We start from the raw sequence: 22,078 nt of genomic DNA, 5'->3' as shown, positions 1-22,078 counted from the left end.
AAAATAGTATAGAAGATTTATTTGCATCAATTAATTGATATTACTTGTTAGAAGGCAAGTGTTAGTTTGCTCCCTGATATATCGTTGCAATCATGCAACAGGCCCCTTTTCAATATGGTCATTCCACCCGCCGGCTGTGGTGGCACCTATTTTGGCCTGTTAGTGGAATGATCATCTGGGTCCGTCATGGATCTGGCTGGAAATATCTAGCGATGCGGGTGAAGAATTCTCTGCTCGCATAAAATCGCAATCGAGAAACAGAGGGCTTCTCCACAATGAGGAAATTTACGAGCGGCGCGGCTACCAGCGCGCTGGCCATTGCTGTCGCTACACCCGCCATCGCGCAGGATGCGCCAGAGGGCGCGCAAGAGCGCGCTGGCGGCGTCTCGACCATCGTGGTCACTGCACAGAGGCGCAGTGAGGATCTCCAGGACGTTCCGATCTCCGTTTCGGCGATTGGTGCGAAAGGTCTTAGCGAGCTCAATATCGACACGTTCGAGGATTATCTTGATCAACTGCCAACCGTTACCGCAGGCGGCAGTGGCCCCGGGCAGAGCACGATCTACATTCGCGGTCTCGCTTCGACCACGCCTAATCTGACTACTGCAGGTGTTGCTGGCCTGGCGCCGAACGTCGCGCTGTATCTCGACGAACAGCCTTTGGCGCAGCCGGGGCGTAATCTCGATGTTTATGCTGCCGACCTTGAACGGATAGAGGTATTGTCCGGCCCGCAAGGCACGCTGTTTGGGGCCAGCTCGCAGGCGGGCGTCGTCAGGCTCATCACGGCCAAGCCCGACCTCTCCGGTTTCGATGCTGCAGCCTCGGCTGGCGTCTCCTTCACCAAGGGCGGCGAATCCAGCTACAAGGCCGAGGTGATGCTCAATGTTCCGGTGGCGGACAATTTTGCGCTGCGCGGGGTCTTTTTCCTCGACGATCAGGGTGGCTATATCGACAATGTTCCTGGGCAGCTTACTGCAGAGGAAAGCGGTCGCTTCCGTTCCGCCGGAACCGTCCGCCAGAACGGCGTGCCGGTTTCCACCAATCGTGCAGGCTTCCAGGCTGGCGGTCCTGCACCGGGCACGACCTTTATCGCCGCAGATAATACAGGCCTAGTGGAAGACGATTTCAACGACACCCAATATTCGGGCTTTCGCGTCACAGCGCTTTATGAGCTCACCCCGGATTGGCGTGTATCCGTCGCCCATACCCGTCAGAGTGTGGAATCAGACGGTGTGTTCTTCGCAGACCCGACTCTCGATGGCCTCGATGATCTCGAGATCCAGCGTTATGAGGAAGACCGGATCGAAGACGATTTTTCCAATACCAGCTGGACCGTAGAAGGCCGGCTTGGCGCGTTGGACCTTGTCTATTCCGGTGCTTATACCGACCGCAATACAGAGCAGAATATCGATTACACCGACTATCTCTTCGTCGGTCAGTATCTGCCCTATTATATATGCGATACTGCGGTGGTCTATCCCGGCTATGTGACGAACGCGCCGGCGGATCCTACCTGTTATGCTCCGAACCTTGCGGTCGCCTCCACGACCGACACCACGGTGTTTACTCAGGAATTCAGGGTCAGCACGCCTTCTGACTGGAGAGTCCGCTTTACCGCGGGTGGTTTCTACAGTGATCTTGAGTTGAAAGAGTTGAACAATTTCAATTATTTTTCAAATACGCAGGTGCGCGGTTCGGACGGGGTAACGCGCGGTTTCCTGCCAAATTACCCGCTTACTGATATCAACGCACCTCCCGGCGCTATCAATAGTGCGTCGGCTGGCTATTTCAGCGAAGCAGGCCCGTTCTCGGCAGCCACGATCTTCCGTAATGATATCCGCCGTACCGATGAACAGATCGGCTTGTTCGGCGAGGCATCATTTGATGTGGTCCCCGACTTGCTGACCGTAACCGCCGGGCTTCGATATTACGACATTGAAGTCGATCTCGAAGGCAGTGCGAATAGCTCCTTCTTCAACCTGGCCTCCCCCGTTTTCGGCGCAAACACGGGTGTTCCACTTGCTCAACGTATTGATCAGCAGCGGTCGGGCACCAATATCTCGGCCCAATTCGCACCAGACAACACAGTAGGTGCGCCCGACACTGCTGAAACGAGCGGCGTAATCTTCAAGGGTACGGTTACACTCACGCCCAATCAGGATTTGCTGTTTTACGCGACATATTCCGAAGGCTTCCGCCCTGGCCTGCTCAACCGTCCTGGCGGTGCAGCTGGACCGAACGGTTTCATGGTGCCATTCGCGCTCGAAACCGATGAGGTAAAGAATTACGAAATCGGCTGGAAAACGGATCTTGCCGATGGCCAGTTCCGCCTGAACGGCAGTGTCTTTTATGTCGATGTCAGCAATTTGCAGACGACAATCTTCGATCCGAGCATCACCAATCTGTTCTTCTCGGACAATGCAGCGGATGCGGAGATTTACGGTCTCGAAGCTGACTTCACCTATGCGCCCTATTCCCTTCCGGGGCTGACGGTGGCAGGTGCTTTCTCGATCCTCGACACAGAGATTACCGAAGTTCTGACCCCGACTGACGACGTCATACTCGGATCGGATCTTGCCTTTGCCCCATCGTTCCAGGGAAATTTCCGGGTACGCTACGAGTTTGACCTGAATGGCAATCTCGGCGCATTCATACAGCCGCAGGTCACGCATTCGGCATCAAAGTTCACCGATATTATCGAGATAAACAAGCTGAAGCTTGAAAGTTACACCGTGTTCGACCTGTCGGCCGGCGTGACCAGCGATCAATGGACTTTCGAGGTATTCGGCGAAAACCTCTCAGACGAGCGCGCCCAGATTTCGGGCAATTTCGTCAATGATCGTGCCCGGATCAGCACCAACCGGCCCCTGACTGCCGGATTACGAGTGTCCTTCGACTACTGATCTTATTTGATCGAACCGCAGGCGGCGGGCAGCCCTGATGGCTTGCCTGCCGCTTTGCGTTTCTGGCAAGGTGGTGAGGATGGATAGCAAGGATACGCGGCGGCAAGCTACGCTCGGCAAAGCTCAAGAGGCGCTGCAAAATGGTGATTTTGCCGATAGCCTGCGCCTTGCGGAGGATCTGCTTCTTGTCGAAGCAGCCGATGCGGAGGCACTTTATGTCGCAGCAGTCGCCGCGCGTTATCTTGAACAGTTGGATGCTGCCGAAGCCTATCTTGCCCGCCTGCACACCGCTTCGCCCGAATATGGACGTGCATGGCAGGAGGCCGGCCATCTCGCCCGCGCTCGCGGTGAAACCGAACAGGCCATCGTAGCCTATGCCCGGGCAACACAGTTCAACCCGGCGCTCGATGCCAGTTGGCGTGCCCAAGCCAATTTGCTTGAGGAGACCGGGAGGACGGCTGAAGCACAGGCTTCCCACTCTCAGGCCTCACGAATTGCCACGCTCCCGCGCGAACTCATTGCCGCGACGCATCACCTGCACGAAGGCCGCCTCCTCCGGGCGGAGGAATTTTGCCGCCATTATCTGCGTGGTGAACCAAAACACGTGGAAGGAATGCGCCTGTTGGCGCAGATCGGCATGCGTCTGGGCATTCTCGACGATGCCGAATTCCTGCTTGAAAGCGCGGTCGCTTTTGAGCCGGACAATATCCAGCTGCGGCTCGATTATATCGATGTCCTGCGCAAACGGCAGAAGTTCGACAAGGCACGCAAGGAAGCCGAAGCGCTCTACAAGCGCGATCCAGCCAATCCCCTGTTTCAGTCCAACCTCGCGATCGAGAGCATGCAAACCGGCGATTATGATCGCGCCTTTGAATTGTTCGACGCTGTGCTGGCAAGAATACCTGGCGATCCCGCTACGCTGACCAGCAGGGGGCACGCTCTCAAGACAACAGGAAAGCAGGAAAAGGCGGTTGAAGATTACCGAGCCGCCTTTGGTGCCAGGCCCTATCACGGCGATGCCTATTACGCATTGGCAAACCTCAAGACCTATCGTTTCACCGATGGTGAAATTGCCAGCATGCGCGAGCAGATCGAAAGGCCGGGCCTTGTCTTCAAGGATCGGGTCCACCTCTCCTTCGCTTTAGGCAAAGCGTATGAGGACCGTGAGGAATATCAGGACAGCTTTCGTTTCTATGAGCAAGGCAACACGCTCAAACGCAACCAGACCCGATACAATGCCGATTTGATGAGCGCGGAACTCGCGACGCAGAGGGAATGGTGCACGCCGGACCTTTTCGCAAAACATGAAGGATCGGGCGACAGCACACCCGATCCGATCTTCATTCTCGGCCTCCCCCGTGCGGGTTCGACATTGCTGGAACAGATTCTCGCCAGCCACAGCCAGGTTGATGGCACGCTGGAATTGCCCAATATTCTTGCACTTGCCCACAGGCTGCGGGGGCGCAAGGCAGGTGAAAGCCGCTATCCGGAAATCCTGCGTGATCTAACCGACGAACAGCTAACGAAGTTTGGCCGCGATTTCATTGAAACCACGCGTATTCATCGCCGGGATGCGCCGTTCTTCATCGATAAAATGCCCAACAATTTTCGCCATATCGGGTTGATCCACCTTATCCTGCCCAATGCCAGGGTCATCGATGCGCGTCGAGATCCGATGGATTGCTGCTTTTCCGGCTTCAAGCAACTTTTCGCCGAAGGGCAGGAATTCACTTACGGGCTTACGCAAATCGGTCGTTATTACAGCGACTATGTCGGCCTTATGGAGCATTGGGATGAGGTGCTTCCCGGCAAGGTCCTGCGCGTACAGCACGAAGACATACTCGACGATCTTGAAGGGCAGGTTCGCAAAATGCTTGATCATTGCGGGCTACCGTTTGAACAGGGATGTCTGGACTTTCATAAAACTGATCGCGCTGTGCGCACCGCAAGTAGCGAACAGGTCCGCCGCCCGATCAATCGCAGCGGGCAGGGCGCATGGAAGCCTTTCGCGCCGTGGCTGGATGAATTGAAGACAGCTCTGGGCGATCTGGCCTAGACAAGCCGCGCGCCATTGGGGACTACGCCATCAGGTATGCCCAGCACAATCGCCCCGTCGGCGTCGGGGAAACCAAGCACGAGTACTTCGGAAACAAATGGCCCAATCTGGCGAGGCGGAAAATTGACCACCGCCATGATTTTCTTGTTCAACAGGTCAGACTCAGCATAAAGATCGGTGATCTGAGCGGAGGACTTCTTCACTCCGATCTCAGGGCCGAAATCAATCCGCATCTTCCATGCCGGTTTGCGCGCTTCCGGGAAACTCTCGACAGTGACGATTGTCCCACAACGGATATCGAGTTTCATGAAATCGGCGATTGTCGGATTTTCCATTGCGACCTGGCTTATGGCATGGGCGCGAACCCGTGTCACTTGCAGGGGCGGTTGATCATCTGATTGTGCGAAGAGATATATGTCTACCCACGTCTTGATATTTTTGCCCCGGATCGTCCCGCGATGGATCATGCTGCGAAAATCCCGTATCAAGGTCTGCATTAAGATGCTGGGTCACAAACAGAAGTTTGGACAATTGTATGCCGGGTGGTGGAACCTTCACGCGAAAGCTCATCGTACTAATCTTGATCGAATCTGTGGCGCTAGGTACCGTTGACGCCGCGGCCGACCCGGGAGGAAATACGGAAGCCTTCGTTACCATCAGTCCGAATTCCATCTGCGCGGTATAATCGAAGAATATCGCTCCCTGTTCCAGCGCATCAACCGGAGGCGACACTAGCCAAATGCAGTTTAATGACATCGATTTCATCATTATCGGGGCCGCGAAGTCGGCGACCACCTGGCTCCAGACACAGCTGCAGTCGGATCCGGCAGTCTATATGCCTGACCCGGAGCTTCACTATTTTTCGTGGGAGTATGATCGGGGCCAAGACTGGTATCTGTCGCAATTCAGCGAGGAGGGGCTTAGCAAAACCGTCGGTGAGAAATCCAATTCCTATCTGTATGAGCCTGAGGCGGCGGAACGCCTCCACCGCGATCTGCCCCATGTTAAACTGATTGCACAGCTGCGTAATCCCGTAGAGCGGGCCTATTCGCGGTATTGCATGCTGTTCAGGCGTGGTGAGGTCGGGGCGGATATCGAGACCTATCTCGATCCTACCTTGGGTGAGAATGTCCAATTCCTGGTCGCTGGAAATTTCGCGTCGCACTTGCAGCCCTATATCGACCTCTTTGGCCGCGAGAGGCTTCTTACTCTCTTCTTCGAAGGGGTGATGGATGACCCGGACGCACAAATGTCGCAAGTCCGCGATCATCTGGGCTTGCCGCCGTGCGCTCTCGCGCCCGAGGCTCGGGAGAAGGTAAAAGACAAGACGACACCGCTTGTGCCCGTGCAATTGCGCAAGCGTCTTGCGTGGATGAAGCCGGTAGTGCGTCCCCTGCGCGATACTGCCGTGTTCGAAGCCGCCAGAGGATTGATTGCGCGTGAAACCCAGTACCCGCCGCTGTCGGCGGAACTCCGAAAGCGCCTTAACGAATATTATAGCCCCTCTATCGAGGCATTGGAGCAGATAAGTGGCCAGTCGCTCAACCACTGGTATAAGCCGGTGGATCGGGACAGATGATGCGTCACTCGCCCGGACAGGGTATTGAGAGTAGCTGTCGGTTTGGTCCAGAAACGGCTAAAAGGCGATCATCAGACTCTAAATGTCGCCAAGAGCGTCGATAACGGATTAATCCCCTTTGTGAGGCTGCGACCCCGCACATCGGCTGTTAACTCGGATAGTATAACAGCCATATTTATCTGGACCCCAGCGGTATCGCCGCATCGAATTGCGCTGAGCAAACAGCGCAGAAATCTGTGAGACGATCTTCGCTGGTAAACGCACGCACACGTCGGGGTGAGATAAACGTCCCTTGGGAGCGATTGAGTAACATGAAAAAGTTTATAGTAACCGGCATTCAGATGAGAAACAAAGGCTCACAAGCCATGTTTCTGACCTTGTATTTCGGCTTGAAGGCCATTTACAAGGATTGTGAAGTTGTCGGTTTCGCAAACAAATATGATGAACCTGAACAATATACGTTCAAGTTGCTTCCATATGACTATTTTTCTCGCCTGGTGTTTAAATACAGGTTGAATCAAGTTCCATTGCTTGTTCCTCTCTTGACGCGCTTCGCCAGTGTTTGGCGGAAAAGTGACAAGTGGAACGGCAAGATCGCAGAAATGGAAAAGGCGCTGCGAGAAGCGGACGCTATTTTCGATGCTAGCGGTTATACTCTTGGCTCTGGCTGGTCAAAGCAGGGCGGCGGTATGTTGTTGCAGACGATAAGAATTGCCAGGAGATACAATAAGAAAATTGTTCTGATGCCACAAAGCTTCGGCCCATTTGACTGGGATGAAGAAGATAATGGAGACTTTCTTAAGCAGGTAAAGGAAGAATTGGCCTATCCTGCAAAAATATATGCGCGCGAGACAGAGGGATTTGAATGTCTGAAGTCCCTGGGGCTGAAAAATGTCGAATTATCGACAGACATGGTTATCCGGGAGAAATACTTCCCCGAAGCTGGCGACATTAGCGTAACCGATGATAGTCAGGAGATAAATTACCCTGCTCCGGGTTCTGTCGGATTCATCATAAACGAAAATGTATTCAGGATAGGCGACCCCGAATCGGTGCTTAACCTTTATGCTAAGATACTGAACAAGTTGGTCGACAGTGGGGAGAACGTGTACATTTTGAACACGTCTACCGCCGATATACATCTCGTGGAGAATGTTCTTAACAAGATCACTGATCGAGAAAAAGTGAGCGTGATTACCGGTGAGTATTCGAGTCCCGAGCTCATAGATATCATCGGGAAGTTTAAATATGTAGTCGCCTCACGATATCACTCGGTGGTGTTTGCCTACAGAAGTGGCGTCCCTGCGATCATACTTGGGTGGGCCAGCAAATACACTGACTTGGCGGCACATTTCCAGCAGCAGGATTACGTGTTTGACATAAGAAACCCGGGTGTCGACGAAATTATCGAGAAGATCGACAAGATGGGGGCGAATTACGCGAATGAATCGCAGACCATAAAAGATTGCTTGGAAAACATCCAAAAGACATCGGTGATTCAGCAGGCTATCTCTGCTTTGCAGGAATGAACTCTTCCGGCGGCAAGCCGCAGCGCATTTAGCGAATTACGGGGCGATGAATTTCTTCGCCGCGATTGACGTTAAGTCTGCGCGCATGGAGCCGGGCCGAGTTGTGACAGGTCCTCAATAATCCAGCTGATCGGGTGGATGCGAGCGAGGACCTGTCCACACTTGGCGCAAGTGGGCGCCATAAAACGCGCGACTTTCGTTTAGTCTTCTCGCGCGGCAAAGGCTGCCTTTGCTGCTGTAACGGCGTTCATCGCGGCAGGTACACCAGCATAGACTGACACCTGGAGGACGATCTCGACAATCTCTTCCCTGCTCACGCCTGTATTCATCGCTGCTCGCATGTGAAATTCGAGCTGACCTTGCGCAGTACCCATGGCAGCAAGCATGGCGACCGTCAGCATCTCACGGGTGCGTAGATCGATCCCATCGCGGCTGACTATATCTGCGAATGTGTAACCCATCACCAATTCTGCCATTTCCGGCGAGAAGGCGTCGAGATTCTCCTGTACTTTCTTCGGCGCGCCCGGCTCTAGCCGTTCGAGAAGCGCCATAGCTTTGTCGAGGGGTTTGCTCTCGCGGCTCATGCATTCAATCCTTTCATGCCCTCTGCGGGGTAACGTTCTCCAGCGGCAGCCCCGGGCGGAACGAGGCGGTTCAGTTCTTCGATGTCGTCAGGTGTCAGTTCGACACTCAAAGCACTGACATTCTCTTCAAGATATTGGACCCGTTTAGTCCCTGGGATCGGCACGATCGGAACATCATGCGCTTGTCCCTGAGCGATCACCCATGCCAGGGCGATTTGCGCAGGCTTGCATCCCTTGTCCTCCGCCATCTTTTGCACGGCCTGAACGATGAACAGGTTGCGGCTTACATTCGCATCTTCAAAACGCGGAATGGAACGTCGCGCATCGTCTTCGGCCAGATCTTCCGTGGAATTCATGGCTCCCGTCAGGAATCCTCGTCCCAGTGGAGAATAGGGTACAAAACCGATCCCAAGCTCCCTGCAGGCCGCAAACACGCCGTCCTCGGGATCGCGTGTCCAAAGCGAATATTCCGACTGTAGCGCGGTGATCTGATGAACGGTGTTGGCGCGGCGCAGGGTAGCAGGGCTGGCTTCGCAAATGCCGATGTGCCCGATCTTGCCCTCTTCGACGAGACGGGCCAGCGCCTCCATCGGCTCGTCAATCGGGCGGTCCAATTCGATCCTGTGAATGTAATAGAGATCAATATAGTCGGTCCCCAACCGCTTGAGGGATTTCTCGCAGGCTTCCCGAATATAGGCCGGATCATTGGAGATAACGCGCGCATAAGCGCCAGGCTCGCGCAGAATTCCGAACTTCGTGGCAATCGTGACCGCGTCGCGCCCACGCTCCGCAATCAGGCGCCCGACCAGTTCTTCATTGTGGCCGAGACCATAGGTCTCAGCCGTGTCCAGAAATGTCACACCCAGATCGAGGGCACGATTGAGAGTTGTTAGGGACTGTTCGTCATCGCGCGGTCCGTAAAACTCACTCATCCCCATACATCCCAGTCCCATTGCAGAGACCTTCAGAGGAGCGTTCGATGGCCCAAGCCGCACTTCAGGGATGGGCGTTGCTTCTGTGTTCTTGACCACTGGTTACTCCATATCTTGTGAATTATCGAGAGATACCCCTGCACTCAGTGAACTTGTAGATCGCCCAACGCACTATTACACTGCAAAAATGCAGCATGCCGATTGGAATACCGTCCGGGATTTTCTCGCCGTAGCGCGCACCGGCAGTCTCAATCAGGCTGCGGTGATGCTTGGTGTGAACGCCACGACCGTAGGGCGCCGGGTGGAGGCATTGGAGGCCACCTTGGGCGTTCGCCTGTTCCAGCGAGCACAGACAGGCTTTGTTTTGACCGATGAGGGCCGTGACCTGATAGATCGCGCAGAACAGATCGAAGACGCGGCCATTTCTTTTGAACATCGTGCCGAACAAACTGACAGTGTGAGCGGCCGTGTGCGGCTGGCAACTGCGGAGAACCTCGCCAATTTCATCCTCATACCCGCCTTGGGGACGCTACGAGAGAAACATCCAAACCTTGTGGTTGAGATGCTAACCGACATTCATTCGGCAAATATCCATCGTAGGGAAGCAGATCTGGCGCTCCGCCTGGTGCGTCCGACCCAGGGTAATGTCACCATCAAACGCGTGGGCCAGATGCGCTGCGGCCTCTACGCATCAGCTGCCTATCTGTCGCGGCGGGAGGCCCGGAAAGACAAGCAAGATATAGGTCGCCTGGACTCAGATCAGTTCATCGCTTGGTCAGACGCATATCATGACCTTCCCTCCGCCAAATGGATCGAGAGGACCCTTCAGGGCCGAAGCCCGGCGGCTGTCCTGACGAGCCTCTATGCCCATCTAGCCGCTGCGCGCGAAGGTTTAGGAATGGCCGTACTGTCCGTCGTCAAAACATTTGGCACAACTCGCGGCGTAGGATTGCGGAGTGCGGGCCTCGTCTGGGTTTGATGTTTAGGCGGCGAGCTTGCGGTGTTGCAAGCGCCGATGTTCGAGTGTCTTTCGCTTGATCCTTTCTCGTCGTTTGATGATGGCGGGAGCCCTGCCGAAGTAGGCATCGGCAGGCGTCACGTTGTCGAGGCTTTCGTGATAGCGCTGGTGGTTGTAATGCTCGACGAACGCCTCGATCTGCTGTTCGAGGTCGCCAGGCAGGAAGTAGTTTTCGAGCAGCACGCGGTTCTTTAGCGTTTGATGCCATCTCTCGATCTTGCCCTGGGTCTGCGGATGGAAGGGTGCACCGCGCACATGGCTCATCCGGTTCGCTTCGATGTATTCGGCCAGTTCCCCGGCGATGTAGCTGGGACCGTTGTCGCTCAGCAGACGTGGTCTGTGCAGCACATTGGCATGGTCGCAGCCTGAGGCTGCCAGAGCCATGTCGAGCGTGTCGGTGACGTCCTCGGCTCGCATGGTGGTGCAGAGCTTCCAGGCGATGATGTAGCGCGAGTAATCGTCGAGCACGGTCGAGAGGTAGACCCAGCCCCACCCGATGATCTTGAAGTAGGTAAAGTCGGTCTGCCACATCTCGTTGGGGCGCGTGGTCTGGGTGTGGAACGCCTCTGCCGCCTTGATCACAGTATAGGCCGGACTGGTGATCAGATCGTGGGCCTTGAGCAGCCGGTAGACGGTGGCTTCCGACACGGATTCGAAGCGAAGCGAAGAAGGGCAAGCGGAGCGCGCCCAACTAGCGCTTCTCGTCAGTGAAGCGCACCGCCAGTTCCCTTGGGCTGAGGTCAGTCTGCTCCAGCGCCATCTCGACGATCTGATCCTGAACCTCGGGTGCGATCCTGTTCCACACGCGGATCGGCGTCGATGACCTGTCTGCCAGCGCCTCCGGCCCGCCTTCAAGGTAACGGTCATACCAGCGGTAGAAGGTGCGCCGTGCGACGCCGAGCTGGTCCAACGTGCGCTTGGCCGGGAGATGCGATTGCTCAACGATCCTGATGATCTCCAGCTTCTCGGATGCGGGGTATCTCATGCGTCGTCTCCCCCATCCGCGATCATGCTTTTTTTGAGCAAGCGGTTCTCCAGGATGAGGTCGGCCACGCATTCCTTCAGATCGCGGGCCTCACGGCGCAGATCCCTGACTTCGTCCGTAGTTGCTGCACGGGCGGTGTCGCCAGCCAGGCGGCGTTTGCCGGCCTCCATGAACTCCTTGGACCAGGTGTAGTACAGGCTCTGGGCAATGCCTTCCTTGCGGCACAACTCAGCTATCGAGTCATCGCCGCGCAGGCCTTCCAGCACGATCCTGATCTTGTCTTCCGATGAAAAATGCCGACGGGTCTTGCGGCGGATGTCCTTGACCACCTGCTCGGCAGGCAATTTGGACCTTGAGGATTTGGGCTTCATCTTCGTTCCTTCGTCACTACGACGAAGCCCAAATCCTCCTTAAATCACAACCTCAAATCTGTGCCATAGGTGCTGACGGGGGACACTCGGACTACTGGAAAGTCTGGAAAAGGAGATTGCAGTAGGAAGGAAAAAAGAATGCGAAAGAAGAAGATCTACGAACGCGGCGACTACTATCTCGCATTCGACACGAACCCGGATGGAAAGGCCCGCTCCAAAAACCTCTACATCTTCTATTACGACCGCGAAGGAGGAAGGGGTCGCAGCTATTCAACGGGCACGTCGGACCACGAACTCGCGAAGGAAGAGCTAGATCGTTTCTACGATGAGCGGGAGCGAGGGTTGAAGTTTTGTCCCACGTGTGGCCAAGCCTTCAGCGGCGAACCGTTGCCGCTAGTCGCAACCGCGATTGCCGAATATCTCGAAGAGACGGATTACGCCGCTGCCGATGCGCGACTGAACCACGTGCTTTCCTACATTGAGGACCAAGCCCTAGAGGATGTGCGCTGCGACGAACTCGGCGATGCATGGGCCGGCAAGTTCAGGAAATGGGCGGCCAAAGTCCCCATCGTCTCGCCAAAAGGCATCGAAAGAAAGCGCTCGCCAGGGACCATTGAGGCAAGCGTCTCGATGCTCCGGACAGCGATAAACAGCGCCTTCATCGCTAGGAAGCTGCCCCATCGCGCTACCTTCAAGGTGAAAGCAGCAGAAGACGTAAGCAACACACCGTGGTTCCGTGCATCCGAAGAACAGCTCATTGAAATGTTCCGATATGCGCTCGTCATCGATCCACCGGAGGCGAGCGAGAAGCAGATCGAAAAATGGAAGCGTGAGCGGCGCAACTTACTTCAATATCTGCGCTTGGGTGTTGCGACGTGGGCGCGGCCGGATGCGCTCATGGACTTTTCAACTGATCCGAATCTGGGCCAATGGAATGCGGCGGCAGCTTACGTAAATTTAAACCCTGCGGGTCGGGCGCAAACGAATAAGTACCGGCCACTCGTCAGGGCTCCCAGACAGATGGTCGCGCTTTTCAATGCGAACGAAGGAAAATTCGTGAAAGCGGCTTCAATCAGAACTGCCTTTCGCCAGATGGCCACAACGCTCAACTTCCCCGTCTCTGGCGACGGGCAAAGCGGAGAGAAACTGATCCGTCGCAGCGTCGCGAGCATTATCAGGCCTTTGCTCGAAGCCGAAAAAAGTTGGGATACTCAGGGTCGGCTCATGTTGGGCCACATCAGACCGAACGAGTCAGACAAGTACGCAACGCCATATCATGAGACTTATCTCGTCGATGCGCTTCGCCTCATCGAGGAGTTAATCGACCGCATCGAAGCCTCCGCACCAGGCGCGTTCTCCGAGAATTAGCCGGAGTTTCGCCGGAGCTGGCGCGATCCAGAAATCAGAAAACGGCGGAAAAGCTGGTGCACCCGACAGGATTCGAACCTGTGACCTCTGCCTTCGGAGGGCAGCGCTCTATCCAGCTGAGCTACGGGTGCCGTGTTTCAGGCCGATAAGGCCGGTGCGGGCGATTAGCAATGCCAGCGCCTCGCGCCAAGTCAAAAGCTACTTCCAGCCCTTGTCGAGGAATTGCGCCGCGCATCCTGCGAGGAATGCGGCGCCCTTGGGCATCACGCTTTCATCCACGATCATTCGGCTGGAGTGGAGGCCGCAGCAACCCTTCCAGTCCGCCCCTTCGGCCGCCACACCCAGGAAAAACATCGCGCCCGGCACCTTTTCCAGCACATAGGAGAAATCTTCTGCGCCCATGGTGGGGGCAGGGCGATCTGACCATGGTTCTTCTCCGCCCAGTTCAAGCGCGACCTGTCTGCCAAGGTCAATCGCGCGGGCATCATTGATGGTCGGCGGAAAACCTGGCGTGATCACCACCTCGGCTGTGCAATTATGCGCCTTGGCGATGTTCTCGGCCAATTGGTGCACGGCGCTTTTCACCGCCTCGCGCCGCTCTGCCGAAAGGTTACGCATCGTGCCAAGCAGGTAAACGCTGTCGGGGATGATATTGTTGGTGGTTCCCGCGTCCATTTTGCCGATTGTGATGACACTGGCTTCTGACGCATTGAAGCGGCGCGTGATCATCGTTTGCAAGGCCAGCACGATTTCCGCGCCCACGGGGACAGGATCGATCGCATCATGCGGCATGGAGGCGTGGCCACCGCTGCCTTTCACCGTAATTTCCAGCAGGTCAGCCGACGCGAGCATCGGTCCGTTGCGCCCTTCAATCCGGCCGTGCGGAGCATTCGGCCAGACGTGAAGTGCGAAGGCGGCATCGGGCAAGGGATATTCGGACGTGCCGCCCAGCAGACCGTCTTCCAGCATGAAGCGTGCGCCGTGATGCCCTTCCTCGCCCGGCTGAAACATGAAGCGCACTTCGCCTGCAAGATCGCCCGCCTGCGATGCAAGAATGCGCGCCGCACCTGCCAGCATCGCCGTGTGGGCATCATGGCCGCAGGCGTGCATCCGTCCAGCGATTGTCGAGGCAAAGTCCAGATCTGTATGTTCATTCATTGGGAGCGCATCCATGTCTCCGCGCAGCAGCACACTTGGGCCTGGTTTGGCCCCCTTGAGAATCGCTACGGCCCCGGTGCAGGAGGGCCCTTCGTGCCAGGAAAGCGGGAGATCAGCCAGCGCCGCTTTCACCTTTTCAAGCGTTCGCGGCGTTTCAAGGCCCAGCTCCGGTTCAGCGTGAATGGCGCGGCGAAGGGCCGTGATGGTTCCTTTTTCACCCTTGGCAAGTTCGAGCAAGGCGGCAGTCAGCATTGGTACACTCCCATGATGTCATTGCCTGTTTATGGCGTTTACGGGTCAGCTTGCAATGCGGATATTGGTCCCTATCTTCCGTTTCGCAACTGGCGCGAACCCGCTGCTAGTGCTTTGGAGCGTGACATTTTCGCACGCTGGATGTTGCATACGGATGACAGATTCGTTGCATTTCGACATAAGCCATAGCCAATTCTTGGTGTCAGTGTGTAAAGCGAGCAGGTAATGCAGGGAAGCATCCATCTTTTCGAACGCATGCCTGAGGTCGAGGCGCGCCCTGGCGCAGACGATGAGCGTGCGCTGATGCCATTGCGTGCGCGCCCGCTTGTCGGCCTGATCCGCAATGCACGCAGCCATCGCAATCATGGCGGTGATGGCGCCCATCAGGTGCCGGAAGGCGTAATTGTCACTGCGCCGGGTAAGCGCAGCGATTTGCCCGGTATTCTTGCCGATTTTGCCGAGCGGCGGGTCGATTGCATCGCCATTGACGGCGGTGATGGCACAGTGCGGGATGTCTTGACATGCGGCGCAGGAATATTCGGCGAAAGCTGGCCGATGGTGATTGTGCTACCCAATGGCAAAACCAATGCACTGGCACAGGATCTGGGCATCCTGTCTGCCTGGACGCTTGAAGAAGCCTTGGCGGCGGCAAAGCTGGGTCATATCGTGCGCCGGCAGCCTCTCGTCATTGCAGAGCGTGAGAATGAAAGTGCACAGGTGCGCGGCTTCATCATGGGCGCTGGCGCATTCAACCGCTGCATCGCGCTTGGCCAGAAGTCGCACAAACTCGGCGCGTTCAATGCAGCCGTCGTCGGCGTCACTGCGGGATGGAGTGTATTGCAGGCCCTGCTTGGCGCCAGCAGCAACCCCTGGCGTCGCGGCACACCGATTCGGGTGCGCCTTGGTGATGGCGAGGAACTGACGCATCTTGGCGGCTTGCCGCAGGACGAACGTTATTTGCTCGTCGCCACGACACTGGAAGGCTTTCCCGCAGGCCTCAACCCGTTTCGCTCCGTGATTGAACCGCTGCGGCTCGCGGTGATGGACAACCCCCGGCGCGGATTGCTGCTGCGGATCGGAGCTCTGATGCGCGGCACCGCAAGCGAGGCGACATTGCAGCGTGGCGCGCATGTGCTGGGCACAGAGACGATTGACCTTGATCTGTCAGACAGCTTCATCCTTGATGGTGAAGCTTTCCCGGCGGGCAATTACAGGGTTACGGCTGGCTCGAAACTGCGTTTCGTCGTTCCGTGATCGACCGCGCCTGAGCGGTATCGGATGGTCTTGGCCCGATGACCCTTGCATCTCTTGTCACGGCGTCTCTCTCACGCACCATGGATTCCGCAGCGCGTAGCTTTGCGGCGCAACTGGGCGAGGAAGCGGACGCAATGGCGGTCCTGTTTTACGGCTCCAATCTGCGCACCGGCGCGCGCGAGGGCGTTCTCGATTTCTATGTCCTTCTGCCTGGCGAGGCAGAAACCGGCATGTGGCCGCGCGTCTCCTATCGCGAGTGGGACCATCAGGGTGAGACGCTACGCGCCAAGATAGCGACGATGACGATGGCCAAATTCGCTAATGCAGCAGCTGGCAAATCGCGGGACACCACGATCTGGGCGCGTTTCGTCCAGCCGAGCGCGCTTGCGTGGAGCCGAGACGATGCGGTGGGGCAATCGGTAAATGAGGCGGTGCAGGCCGCCTGTATGACCGCGGCCCGCCTGGCCGTAGCCGCAGGGCCGCCTTGCAGCGCCGAGAAAGATTTCTGGCGCGCGCTATTCCGCGCAACTTACAAAGCAGAATTGCGAGTGGAAAAGCCGGGGCGCGAGGATTCCATCATTGATTTGAATGTCGCGCATTTCGACGGTTTATTGGCTGCAACGCTGGCGGCCGCCAATATCCCTTATTCGCAGAATGGCGAGGTAATCACCCCGATGATGCCCGCTGGTGAGCGCCGACGGATCTTGCGGTGGTGGCACCGGCGCCGCCGGCTCGGCAAACCGCTCAACATAGCGCGACTGGTGCGCGCAACCCGCACTTTCGACGGCGCCGGACGCTATGCCGCCTGGAAGGTGGAACGGCACACCGGGGTGAAGGTGGAGATCACGCCATGGCGCGAAAGCCACCCTGTGCTGGCGGCACCCGGTGTCTTGTGGCGGGTATGGCGCGCAAAGCGCAAGGGTTGAAGAGCACTTGCGCCCGGGCGTTACATATAGCGCATTCTGATCGCCATCGGCTTCACTTCGCGCCCGATCGAAAAGCGCGTCCTGTCTATACTCGGGCGGCCCAGATTGAAGATGTTGATACTGGGGTTGTTTGACATGCCTCCGCCATCGGTGCGGATATCGGTGCTGCCATTGCCATTTACATCATGCCGAATGGCGATGGCGTAATTGCCGGTGGCGGGGACGGGCATGCAAACCTGCATGTTGCCCGCGCGCGCAGGCACTTCGATCCGGTGCAACCAGCGGCCGCGTTCTAGCCAATCGGCATCGGTCCCGCGATAAAGCTGAATGCGCAGGGTGCCGCGCGAAGCGGCGACATCGGTAACATTGATCCACACTGCCGGGCCGCTACCTTGGCAGGGCGCAACCGAATGCCGCAGTTCCTGGCGATATTGCTGGGCGCTGGCGGGAAGCGAAAGTCCTGCAAGAATCACTGAGCCGAACAAAAGGGCGCCAGCTTGGCGAAGAATGCGAGTGGTCATACGTAGTCCTGTCCTGCGAATATTTACCTGTTTGGGAAAGCTGCGCGTGAAATGCCAGTAAGGCACGCCAGTTTTGCGTGCGATTTGCGACACCGCGTCGGTTCCCCTGTTCGCCTCTATTTGCACATTTGGCAGTGAACATCGGCTGAAGAGCGCCGTCAGACCTGCGAAACACGAAGTTTTCCCCCGCGATTAACCTTTTTTGGCCCTGGCCATGCTTGAGCGGCGATTCGCAGATCATTATCGTCGAAAACCAATCATGACACTTCCACTCATCTCGCCCTCGATCCTTTCTGCCGATTTTGCCCGGCTGGGAGAAGAGGTGCGCGCGATTGACGAAGCCGGTTGCGACTGGGTCCATGTCGATGTGATGGATGGCCATTTCGTGCCCAATATCACCATCGGTCCCGATGTCGTGAAGGCGCTGCGCCCGCGCACAACGAAAACCTTCGATGTGCATCTGATGGTTTCGCCGGTGGACCAGTGGCTTGAAGCATTTGCCGATGCCGGTGCCGACATCATCACAGTGCACCCAGAGGCAGGGCCGCATGTCCATCGCACGGTGCAGGCCATTCGTTCATTGGGCAAGAAGCCGGGCATTTCGCTCAACCCGGCAACGCCCGCAAAGATGCTCGATTATCTAATCGAGGATATCGACCTTGTTCTTATCATGAGCGTCAATCCGGGCTTTGGCGGCCAAAGCTTCATCGCCTCGCAATTGCGCAAGATCGAGGCGGTCCGCAAAATGATCGACAAGGCCGGGCTGGACGTGCTGATCGAAGTGGATGGCGGGGTGAACCCCGATACTGCGCGCCAGTGCATTGATGCGGGGGCCGATGTGCTGGTGGCCGGTTCCGCCACCTTCAGAGGCGGGCCAGAGCAATATGCTGCCAATATCGCCGCCTTGCGCGGAGGGGCTGGATGAACGCCGAATCGTCCGGCTTGCGCAGCGATGTGCGGCTGCGCCATGACGCAGGCCAATCCGGGGATCGTTCTGCGAAATTGGCCGATAAGGCCGCTATCGATTTCGGGAAAGATGGCAGCGAAAACCTGCTTGAGCGGGGATTGATCGAAGAGGTGCTGGCGAGCGACTTCGATAGTGACGGGTCTGCCGACAGGCGCGATACGCATGAAAATATCGCTGCCGACCGTGCCTTGGTGCTTACCGACTTCGATCCGCCGTCCGTTTCGGCGGCAGAGCGACTGGTGCGCATTGCCTATCGGCTCGGCATTCCGGGTAGCACGCTGGCTTCACCTTTTCGCAAGCCGCCGCGCCCACGCCTCCTCGCTACGGTTGATAACCCGCTTGGCGGAGAGCGTGCGGCCGGGATGGCGCTGCGGGCGGGCCATTTTTATGTTCATGGCGTCAAGGCGCCGATTGCGCAGGTGGATTTCGGGCCGACTGCCAAGCTGACGCCGCCGTTCGAGCGGGTGATCCATGGCTTCACCTGGCTGCGCGATCTGGATGCCAGCGCTCCGCGCGCCCAATGCTCGCAAGTTGCAGAGCGCGTTCTGGCAAGCTGGCTATCGGCCAATCCGCATCCCGGCAAGGGGCCAGCGTGGAAGGTGGAGCATGCCGGATTGCGCCTGCTTGGTTGGTTGGTGCATGCACCGCTGATCCTTGCTGGCGACAATAAGGCGCAGCGGCAGGACATCCTCAGCGCAATTGAAGAAACGGCCCGTTGGCTTGATCGCAATGCGACACGCGCGCCCGATCGGTTGAGCGAAGTCGCCGCTTGGTGCGCTATTATCGCGGCGGGTTTGCTGCTGCCGGAAGGCAAGCCGCGCCGCCTGTTTGGCGAAGCGGGGCTTGCGCGCGCACTGGGTGAACTGGTGGGCGAGGATGGCGGTGCCCTTTCGCGCAGTCCCGTGGCGCAGATCCAGGCGATAGAGCTGCTGGTCGACCTTGCCGCCTGCTACCGCGCAACAAAGCGCGATGTGCCAGAGGCAATCGGAAAGGTGCTGGCGCTGATGGTGCCGCCACTGCTCGCGCTGACGCATGGTGATGGCGGCCTTGGCAGCTGGCAGGGCGGTGCGGCGGTCTCGGCAAGCAGGCTGGCTGCGCTAATAGAGGCGAGCGGCGTGCGCGCACGCCCTTTGCGTGAACCGCGCGGCTGGGGCTATCAGCGGATTACGGCGAAGCCCGCTGTCTTGCAGGTCGACGCCTCCCCGCCTCCACTGGGGCGCCATGCGCGCAATGGTTGTGCCAGCACGCTGGCGTTTGAATTCAGCCATGGCGATCAACGCTTGATCGTCAATTGCGGCGGCGCTGCTCTGGCGGGTGGACAGGTTCCGATCAGAGTTGAACAGGGCCTGCGGGCGACCGCTGCACATTCGACGCTGGTGCTCGGCGATGCGAATTCCACCGCTGTGCTGCTTGATGGCAAACTGGGTGGCGGCGTCGGCGAAGTTGAAGTCGATCTGCGCACGGTGGAGCTGGAACATGGCAGCGCCAGACGGCTGGAGGCGAGCCATGATGGTTATGCCAACCGCTTTGGCCTGCTGCACAAACGCATTCTGATCCTGCGCGACGATGGCAGCGAGCTGCGCGGCGAAGATGTGCTTCTGCCTTCGGGCCGCAAGGGTAAGCGCGGCAAAGTCCCCTTTGCTATCCGCTTCCACCTTGGCCGTCATGTCGAGGCCACGCTGGGATCGGGCGGGCGCAATGCCAGCCTGCTATTGCCAGACGGCAGCCTTTGGCAGTTCGTCACCGGCGCGCCTGCGCTGGAAATGGAGGAAAGTATGTGGATCGATGGAAACGGCCGTCCGCATCCGGTACAGCAATTGGTGATCCAGGGCCTCGCCTCGCGCGGCGGAGGCAATTTCTCCTGGCTGCTCAAGCGAATGGGATAAGTAATCACGCATGACTGACGTTGCGATCAAGCGGGCACTGCTCTCGGTGTCCGATAAGGCCGGTATTGTCGAACTGGCCGGACGGCTGGCGAAGGCCGGTGTGGAACTGGTATCGACTGGTGGCACCGCCCGCGCGCTGCGCGATGCGGGCCTTCTGGTACGCGACGTTTCCGATCTCACGGGTTTTCCGGAAATGATGGATGGCAGGGTCAAGACGCTGCATCCCGTCGTGCATGGTGGCCTGCTTGCCGTCCGCGATGATCCCGAACATGCCGCCGCAATGGAAGCGCACGATATCGGCGCAATCGATCTGGTTGTGGTCAACCTCTATCCATTCGTGAACACGGTGATGAGCGGGGCGGACCGTGACACGATTATCGAGAATATCGATATTGGCGGACCGAGCATGGTTCGGTCTTCCGCCAAGAACCACGCCTATGTCACCATTGTCACCGACCCGGACGATTATACCGCGCTGTATGATGAACTGGCCGATCATGATGGCGCCACGACACTGCCTTTCCGCAAGCGCATGGCGGCCAAGGCATTTGCCGCTACCGCAGTTTATGATTCAGCCATCGGCAGCTGGTTCGCCTTTGCCGATCAGGGCGAGACATTTCCCGAGTCATTCACGGTGGCTTTCAGCCTTTCATCCACCCTGCGCTATGGTGAGAACCCGCATCAGAACGCGGCGCTGTATCTCCCTGGCGGACCCGCCAGCCCAGGCGTGCCGCAGGCCGAGCAAATTCAGGGCAAGGCGCTGTCATACAATAACCTCAACGATGCTGATGCGGCGCTGGGACTGATGGCAGAATTCGCTTCGGAATCACCCGCCATTGTGATCCTCAAACATGCCAATCCCTGCGGGGTTGCCCAAAGCTCAACTTTGCTTGAGGCATGGAGAAAGGCGCTCGCTTGTGACAGCATATCAGCCTTTGGCGGCATCGTTGCATCCAATGTCCCGCTGGATGGGCCGACCGCGCAGGCGATCACCAAAATCTTTACTGAAGTCGTCATCGCACCGGGTGCCGATGATGCCGCGCGCGAGGCTTTTGCAGCCAAACCCAATTTGCGCCTTTTGCTGATTGACGAGCTGCCCGATCCTGCGCGGCCCGGCCTCGATCTCAAAAGCATTGCGGGCGGGATGCTGGTCCAGTCACGCGATAATGGCGTGGTAGGTGAAGACACGCTGAAGGTTGTCACCAAGCGTCAGCCGAGCGAGGCGGAAATCGCCGATGCGCTGTTCGCCTGGAAAGTGGCAAAGCACGTCAAATCCAATGCCATCGTCTATGCCAAGGATGGGGTGACAGCAGGAATTGGGGCCGGCCAGATGAACCGCCGTGATTCTTCACGCATTGCCGCCATGCGTGCCCGCGAAGCAGCGGAATCGGAAGGCTGGAGCGAACCTCGCACAATGGGCAGCGCCGTCGCTTCGGACGCCTTCTTCCCCTTCGCAGATGGTCTGATAAGCGCAGTTGAGGCAGGGGCGACAATGGTCATCCAGCCCGGTGGCTCCATGCGTGACGAAGAAGTCATAACCGCCGCTGATGAAGCGGGTATCGCCATGGTCTTTACCGGCATGCGTCACTTCAAGCATTGAACGTACAGGTCACTGAGAGAAAGCCGATCCTGTCGTTGAACATGCGCCGCAATTGTGGCGCATGAACGGCGGGCAACGTGCAAATTCAGTCCTTCGTAAGCAATCATTTGCTAATCCAGCTGCGAACAATACGAAACTGTAATGCAATCCGGACCATCCGCTATGACACTCTTTTCCTCTGAACTCTTC

General features: G+C 57.5%; 16 protein-coding genes, 1 tRNA gene and 1 pseudogene. 11 read left to right on the top strand and 7 right to left on the bottom strand.

Going from position 1 to position 22,078, the window contains the following annotated elements:
- Positions 1-275: 275 nt before the first annotated feature.
- Positions 276-2,903 (top strand): TonB-dependent receptor, encoded by a 2,628-nt coding sequence (locus CP97_RS01750; protein ID WP_048884530.1) that lies wholly within the window; start codon positions 276-278, stop codon positions 2,901-2,903.
- A 79-nt stretch (positions 2,904-2,982) separates the two neighbouring features.
- Entirely contained in the window at positions 2,983-4,959 is a 1,977-nt protein-coding gene (locus CP97_RS01745; RefSeq protein ID WP_048884529.1) for a tetratricopeptide repeat-containing sulfotransferase family protein, read from the top strand.
- Here the strand turns inward: CP97_RS01745 and CP97_RS01740 are convergent.
- Positions 4,956-5,294, bottom strand: a complete 339-nt coding sequence (locus tag CP97_RS01740; RefSeq protein ID WP_048886618.1) for a tRNA-binding protein — start codon at positions 5,292-5,294, stop codon at positions 4,956-4,958. The two genes, CP97_RS01745 and CP97_RS01740, sit on opposite strands and share 4 nt — an antisense overlap.
- A gap of 404 nt (positions 5,295-5,698) precedes the next feature.
- On the opposite strand from CP97_RS01740, the gene CP97_RS01735 reads away from it, so the two are divergent.
- A complete protein-coding gene (locus CP97_RS01735; RefSeq protein ID WP_053106491.1) occupies positions 5,699-6,538 on the top strand; it encodes a sulfotransferase family protein in 840 nt (279 codons plus the stop codon).
- Positions 6,539-6,849: 311 nt separating this feature from the next.
- Positions 6,850-8,067 carry a polysaccharide pyruvyl transferase family protein gene (locus CP97_RS01730; protein ID WP_048884527.1) on the top strand — a complete coding sequence of 406 codons (1,218 nt, stop codon included), beginning with the start codon at positions 6,850-6,852 and terminating at the stop codon, positions 8,065-8,067.
- Positions 8,068-8,267: 200 nt separating this feature from the next.
- On the opposite strand, the gene CP97_RS01725 is transcribed toward CP97_RS01730, so the two are convergent.
- Both CP97_RS01725 and CP97_RS01720 read right to left on the bottom strand, forming a co-directional pair.
- Complete coding sequence (locus tag CP97_RS01725; RefSeq protein WP_048884526.1) at positions 8,268-8,651, bottom strand: carboxymuconolactone decarboxylase family protein; 384 nt, start codon at positions 8,649-8,651, stop codon at positions 8,268-8,270.
- Positions 8,648-9,682 carry an aldo/keto reductase gene (locus tag CP97_RS01720; protein ID WP_257730335.1) on the bottom strand — a complete coding sequence of 345 codons (1,035 nt, stop codon included), beginning with the start codon at positions 9,680-9,682 and terminating at the stop codon, positions 8,648-8,650. The genes CP97_RS01725 and CP97_RS01720 overlap by 4 nt, the downstream gene beginning before the upstream one ends.
- 88 nt (positions 9,683-9,770) lie before the next feature.
- Here CP97_RS01720 and CP97_RS01715 point away from each other — a divergent pair, with 88 nt between their 5' ends.
- On the top strand, positions 9,771-10,562 hold the full coding sequence (locus CP97_RS01715; protein WP_053106489.1) for a LysR family transcriptional regulator: 792 nt from the start codon (positions 9,771-9,773) through the stop codon (positions 10,560-10,562).
- A 3-nt stretch (positions 10,563-10,565) separates the two neighbouring features.
- On the opposite strand, the pseudogene CP97_RS01710 reads toward CP97_RS01715, so the two are convergent.
- Positions 10,566-11,957: pseudogene (locus CP97_RS01710) on the bottom strand (IS3 family transposase).
- 138 nt (positions 11,958-12,095) lie between these two features.
- Between CP97_RS01710 and CP97_RS01700 the strand changes: the two are divergent.
- On the top strand, positions 12,096-13,325 hold the full coding sequence (locus CP97_RS01700) for a hypothetical protein (protein ID WP_048884523.1): 1,230 nt from the start codon (positions 12,096-12,098) through the stop codon (positions 13,323-13,325).
- A gap of 54 nt (positions 13,326-13,379) precedes the next feature.
- Here the strand turns inward: CP97_RS01700 and CP97_RS01695 are convergent.
- A tRNA-Arg gene (locus CP97_RS01695) sits at positions 13,380-13,456 on the bottom strand.
- Positions 13,457-13,523: 67 nt separating this feature from the next.
- Positions 13,524-14,735, bottom strand: coding sequence for a M20 metallopeptidase family protein (locus CP97_RS01690; protein ID WP_048884522.1), 1,212 nt, complete (start codon positions 14,733-14,735; stop codon positions 13,524-13,526).
- Between the two features lie 225 nt (positions 14,736-14,960).
- On the opposite strand from CP97_RS01690, the gene CP97_RS01685 reads away from it, so the two are divergent.
- Together CP97_RS01685 and CP97_RS01680 are read left to right on the top strand one after the other, a co-directional pair.
- Entirely contained in the window at positions 14,961-15,989 is a 1,029-nt protein-coding gene (locus tag CP97_RS01685; RefSeq protein ID WP_048884521.1) for a diacylglycerol kinase family protein, read from the top strand.
- A gap of 38 nt (positions 15,990-16,027) precedes the next feature.
- Entirely contained in the window at positions 16,028-16,915 is an 888-nt protein-coding gene (locus CP97_RS01680) for a hypothetical protein (RefSeq protein WP_048884520.1), read from the top strand.
- Between the two features lie 20 nt (positions 16,916-16,935).
- Here CP97_RS01680 and CP97_RS01675 read toward each other — a convergent pair whose 3' ends face one another.
- A complete protein-coding gene (locus CP97_RS01675; protein ID WP_048884519.1) occupies positions 16,936-17,436 on the bottom strand; it encodes a DUF2141 domain-containing protein in 501 nt (166 codons plus the stop codon).
- Positions 17,437-17,695: 259 nt separating this feature from the next.
- Here CP97_RS01675 and rpe point away from each other — a divergent pair, with 259 nt between their 5' ends.
- From rpe to purH, 3 genes are read left to right on the top strand one after another with little or no spacing between them, the layout of a single operon-like run.
- On the top strand, positions 17,696-18,361 hold the full coding sequence (gene rpe, locus CP97_RS01670) for a ribulose-phosphate 3-epimerase (protein WP_048886616.1): 666 nt from the start codon (positions 17,696-17,698) through the stop codon (positions 18,359-18,361).
- Complete coding sequence (locus tag CP97_RS01665) at positions 18,358-20,289, top strand: heparinase II/III family protein (protein ID WP_082863679.1); 1,932 nt, start codon at positions 18,358-18,360, stop codon at positions 20,287-20,289. Before rpe ends, CP97_RS01665 begins: the two co-directional genes overlap by 4 nt.
- A gap of 10 nt (positions 20,290-20,299) precedes the next feature.
- On the top strand, positions 20,300-21,889 hold the full coding sequence (gene purH, locus CP97_RS01660) for a bifunctional phosphoribosylaminoimidazolecarboxamide formyltransferase/IMP cyclohydrolase (protein ID WP_048884518.1): 1,590 nt from the start codon (positions 20,300-20,302) through the stop codon (positions 21,887-21,889).
- The last annotated feature ends 189 nt before the right edge of the window (positions 21,890-22,078 follow it).

It is taken from the genome of Aurantiacibacter atlanticus (assembly GCF_001077815.2).
Lineage (GTDB): Bacteria > Pseudomonadota > Alphaproteobacteria > Sphingomonadales > Sphingomonadaceae > Alteraurantiacibacter > Alteraurantiacibacter atlanticus.
This window is presented reverse-complemented; position numbering and strand designations above follow the sequence as displayed.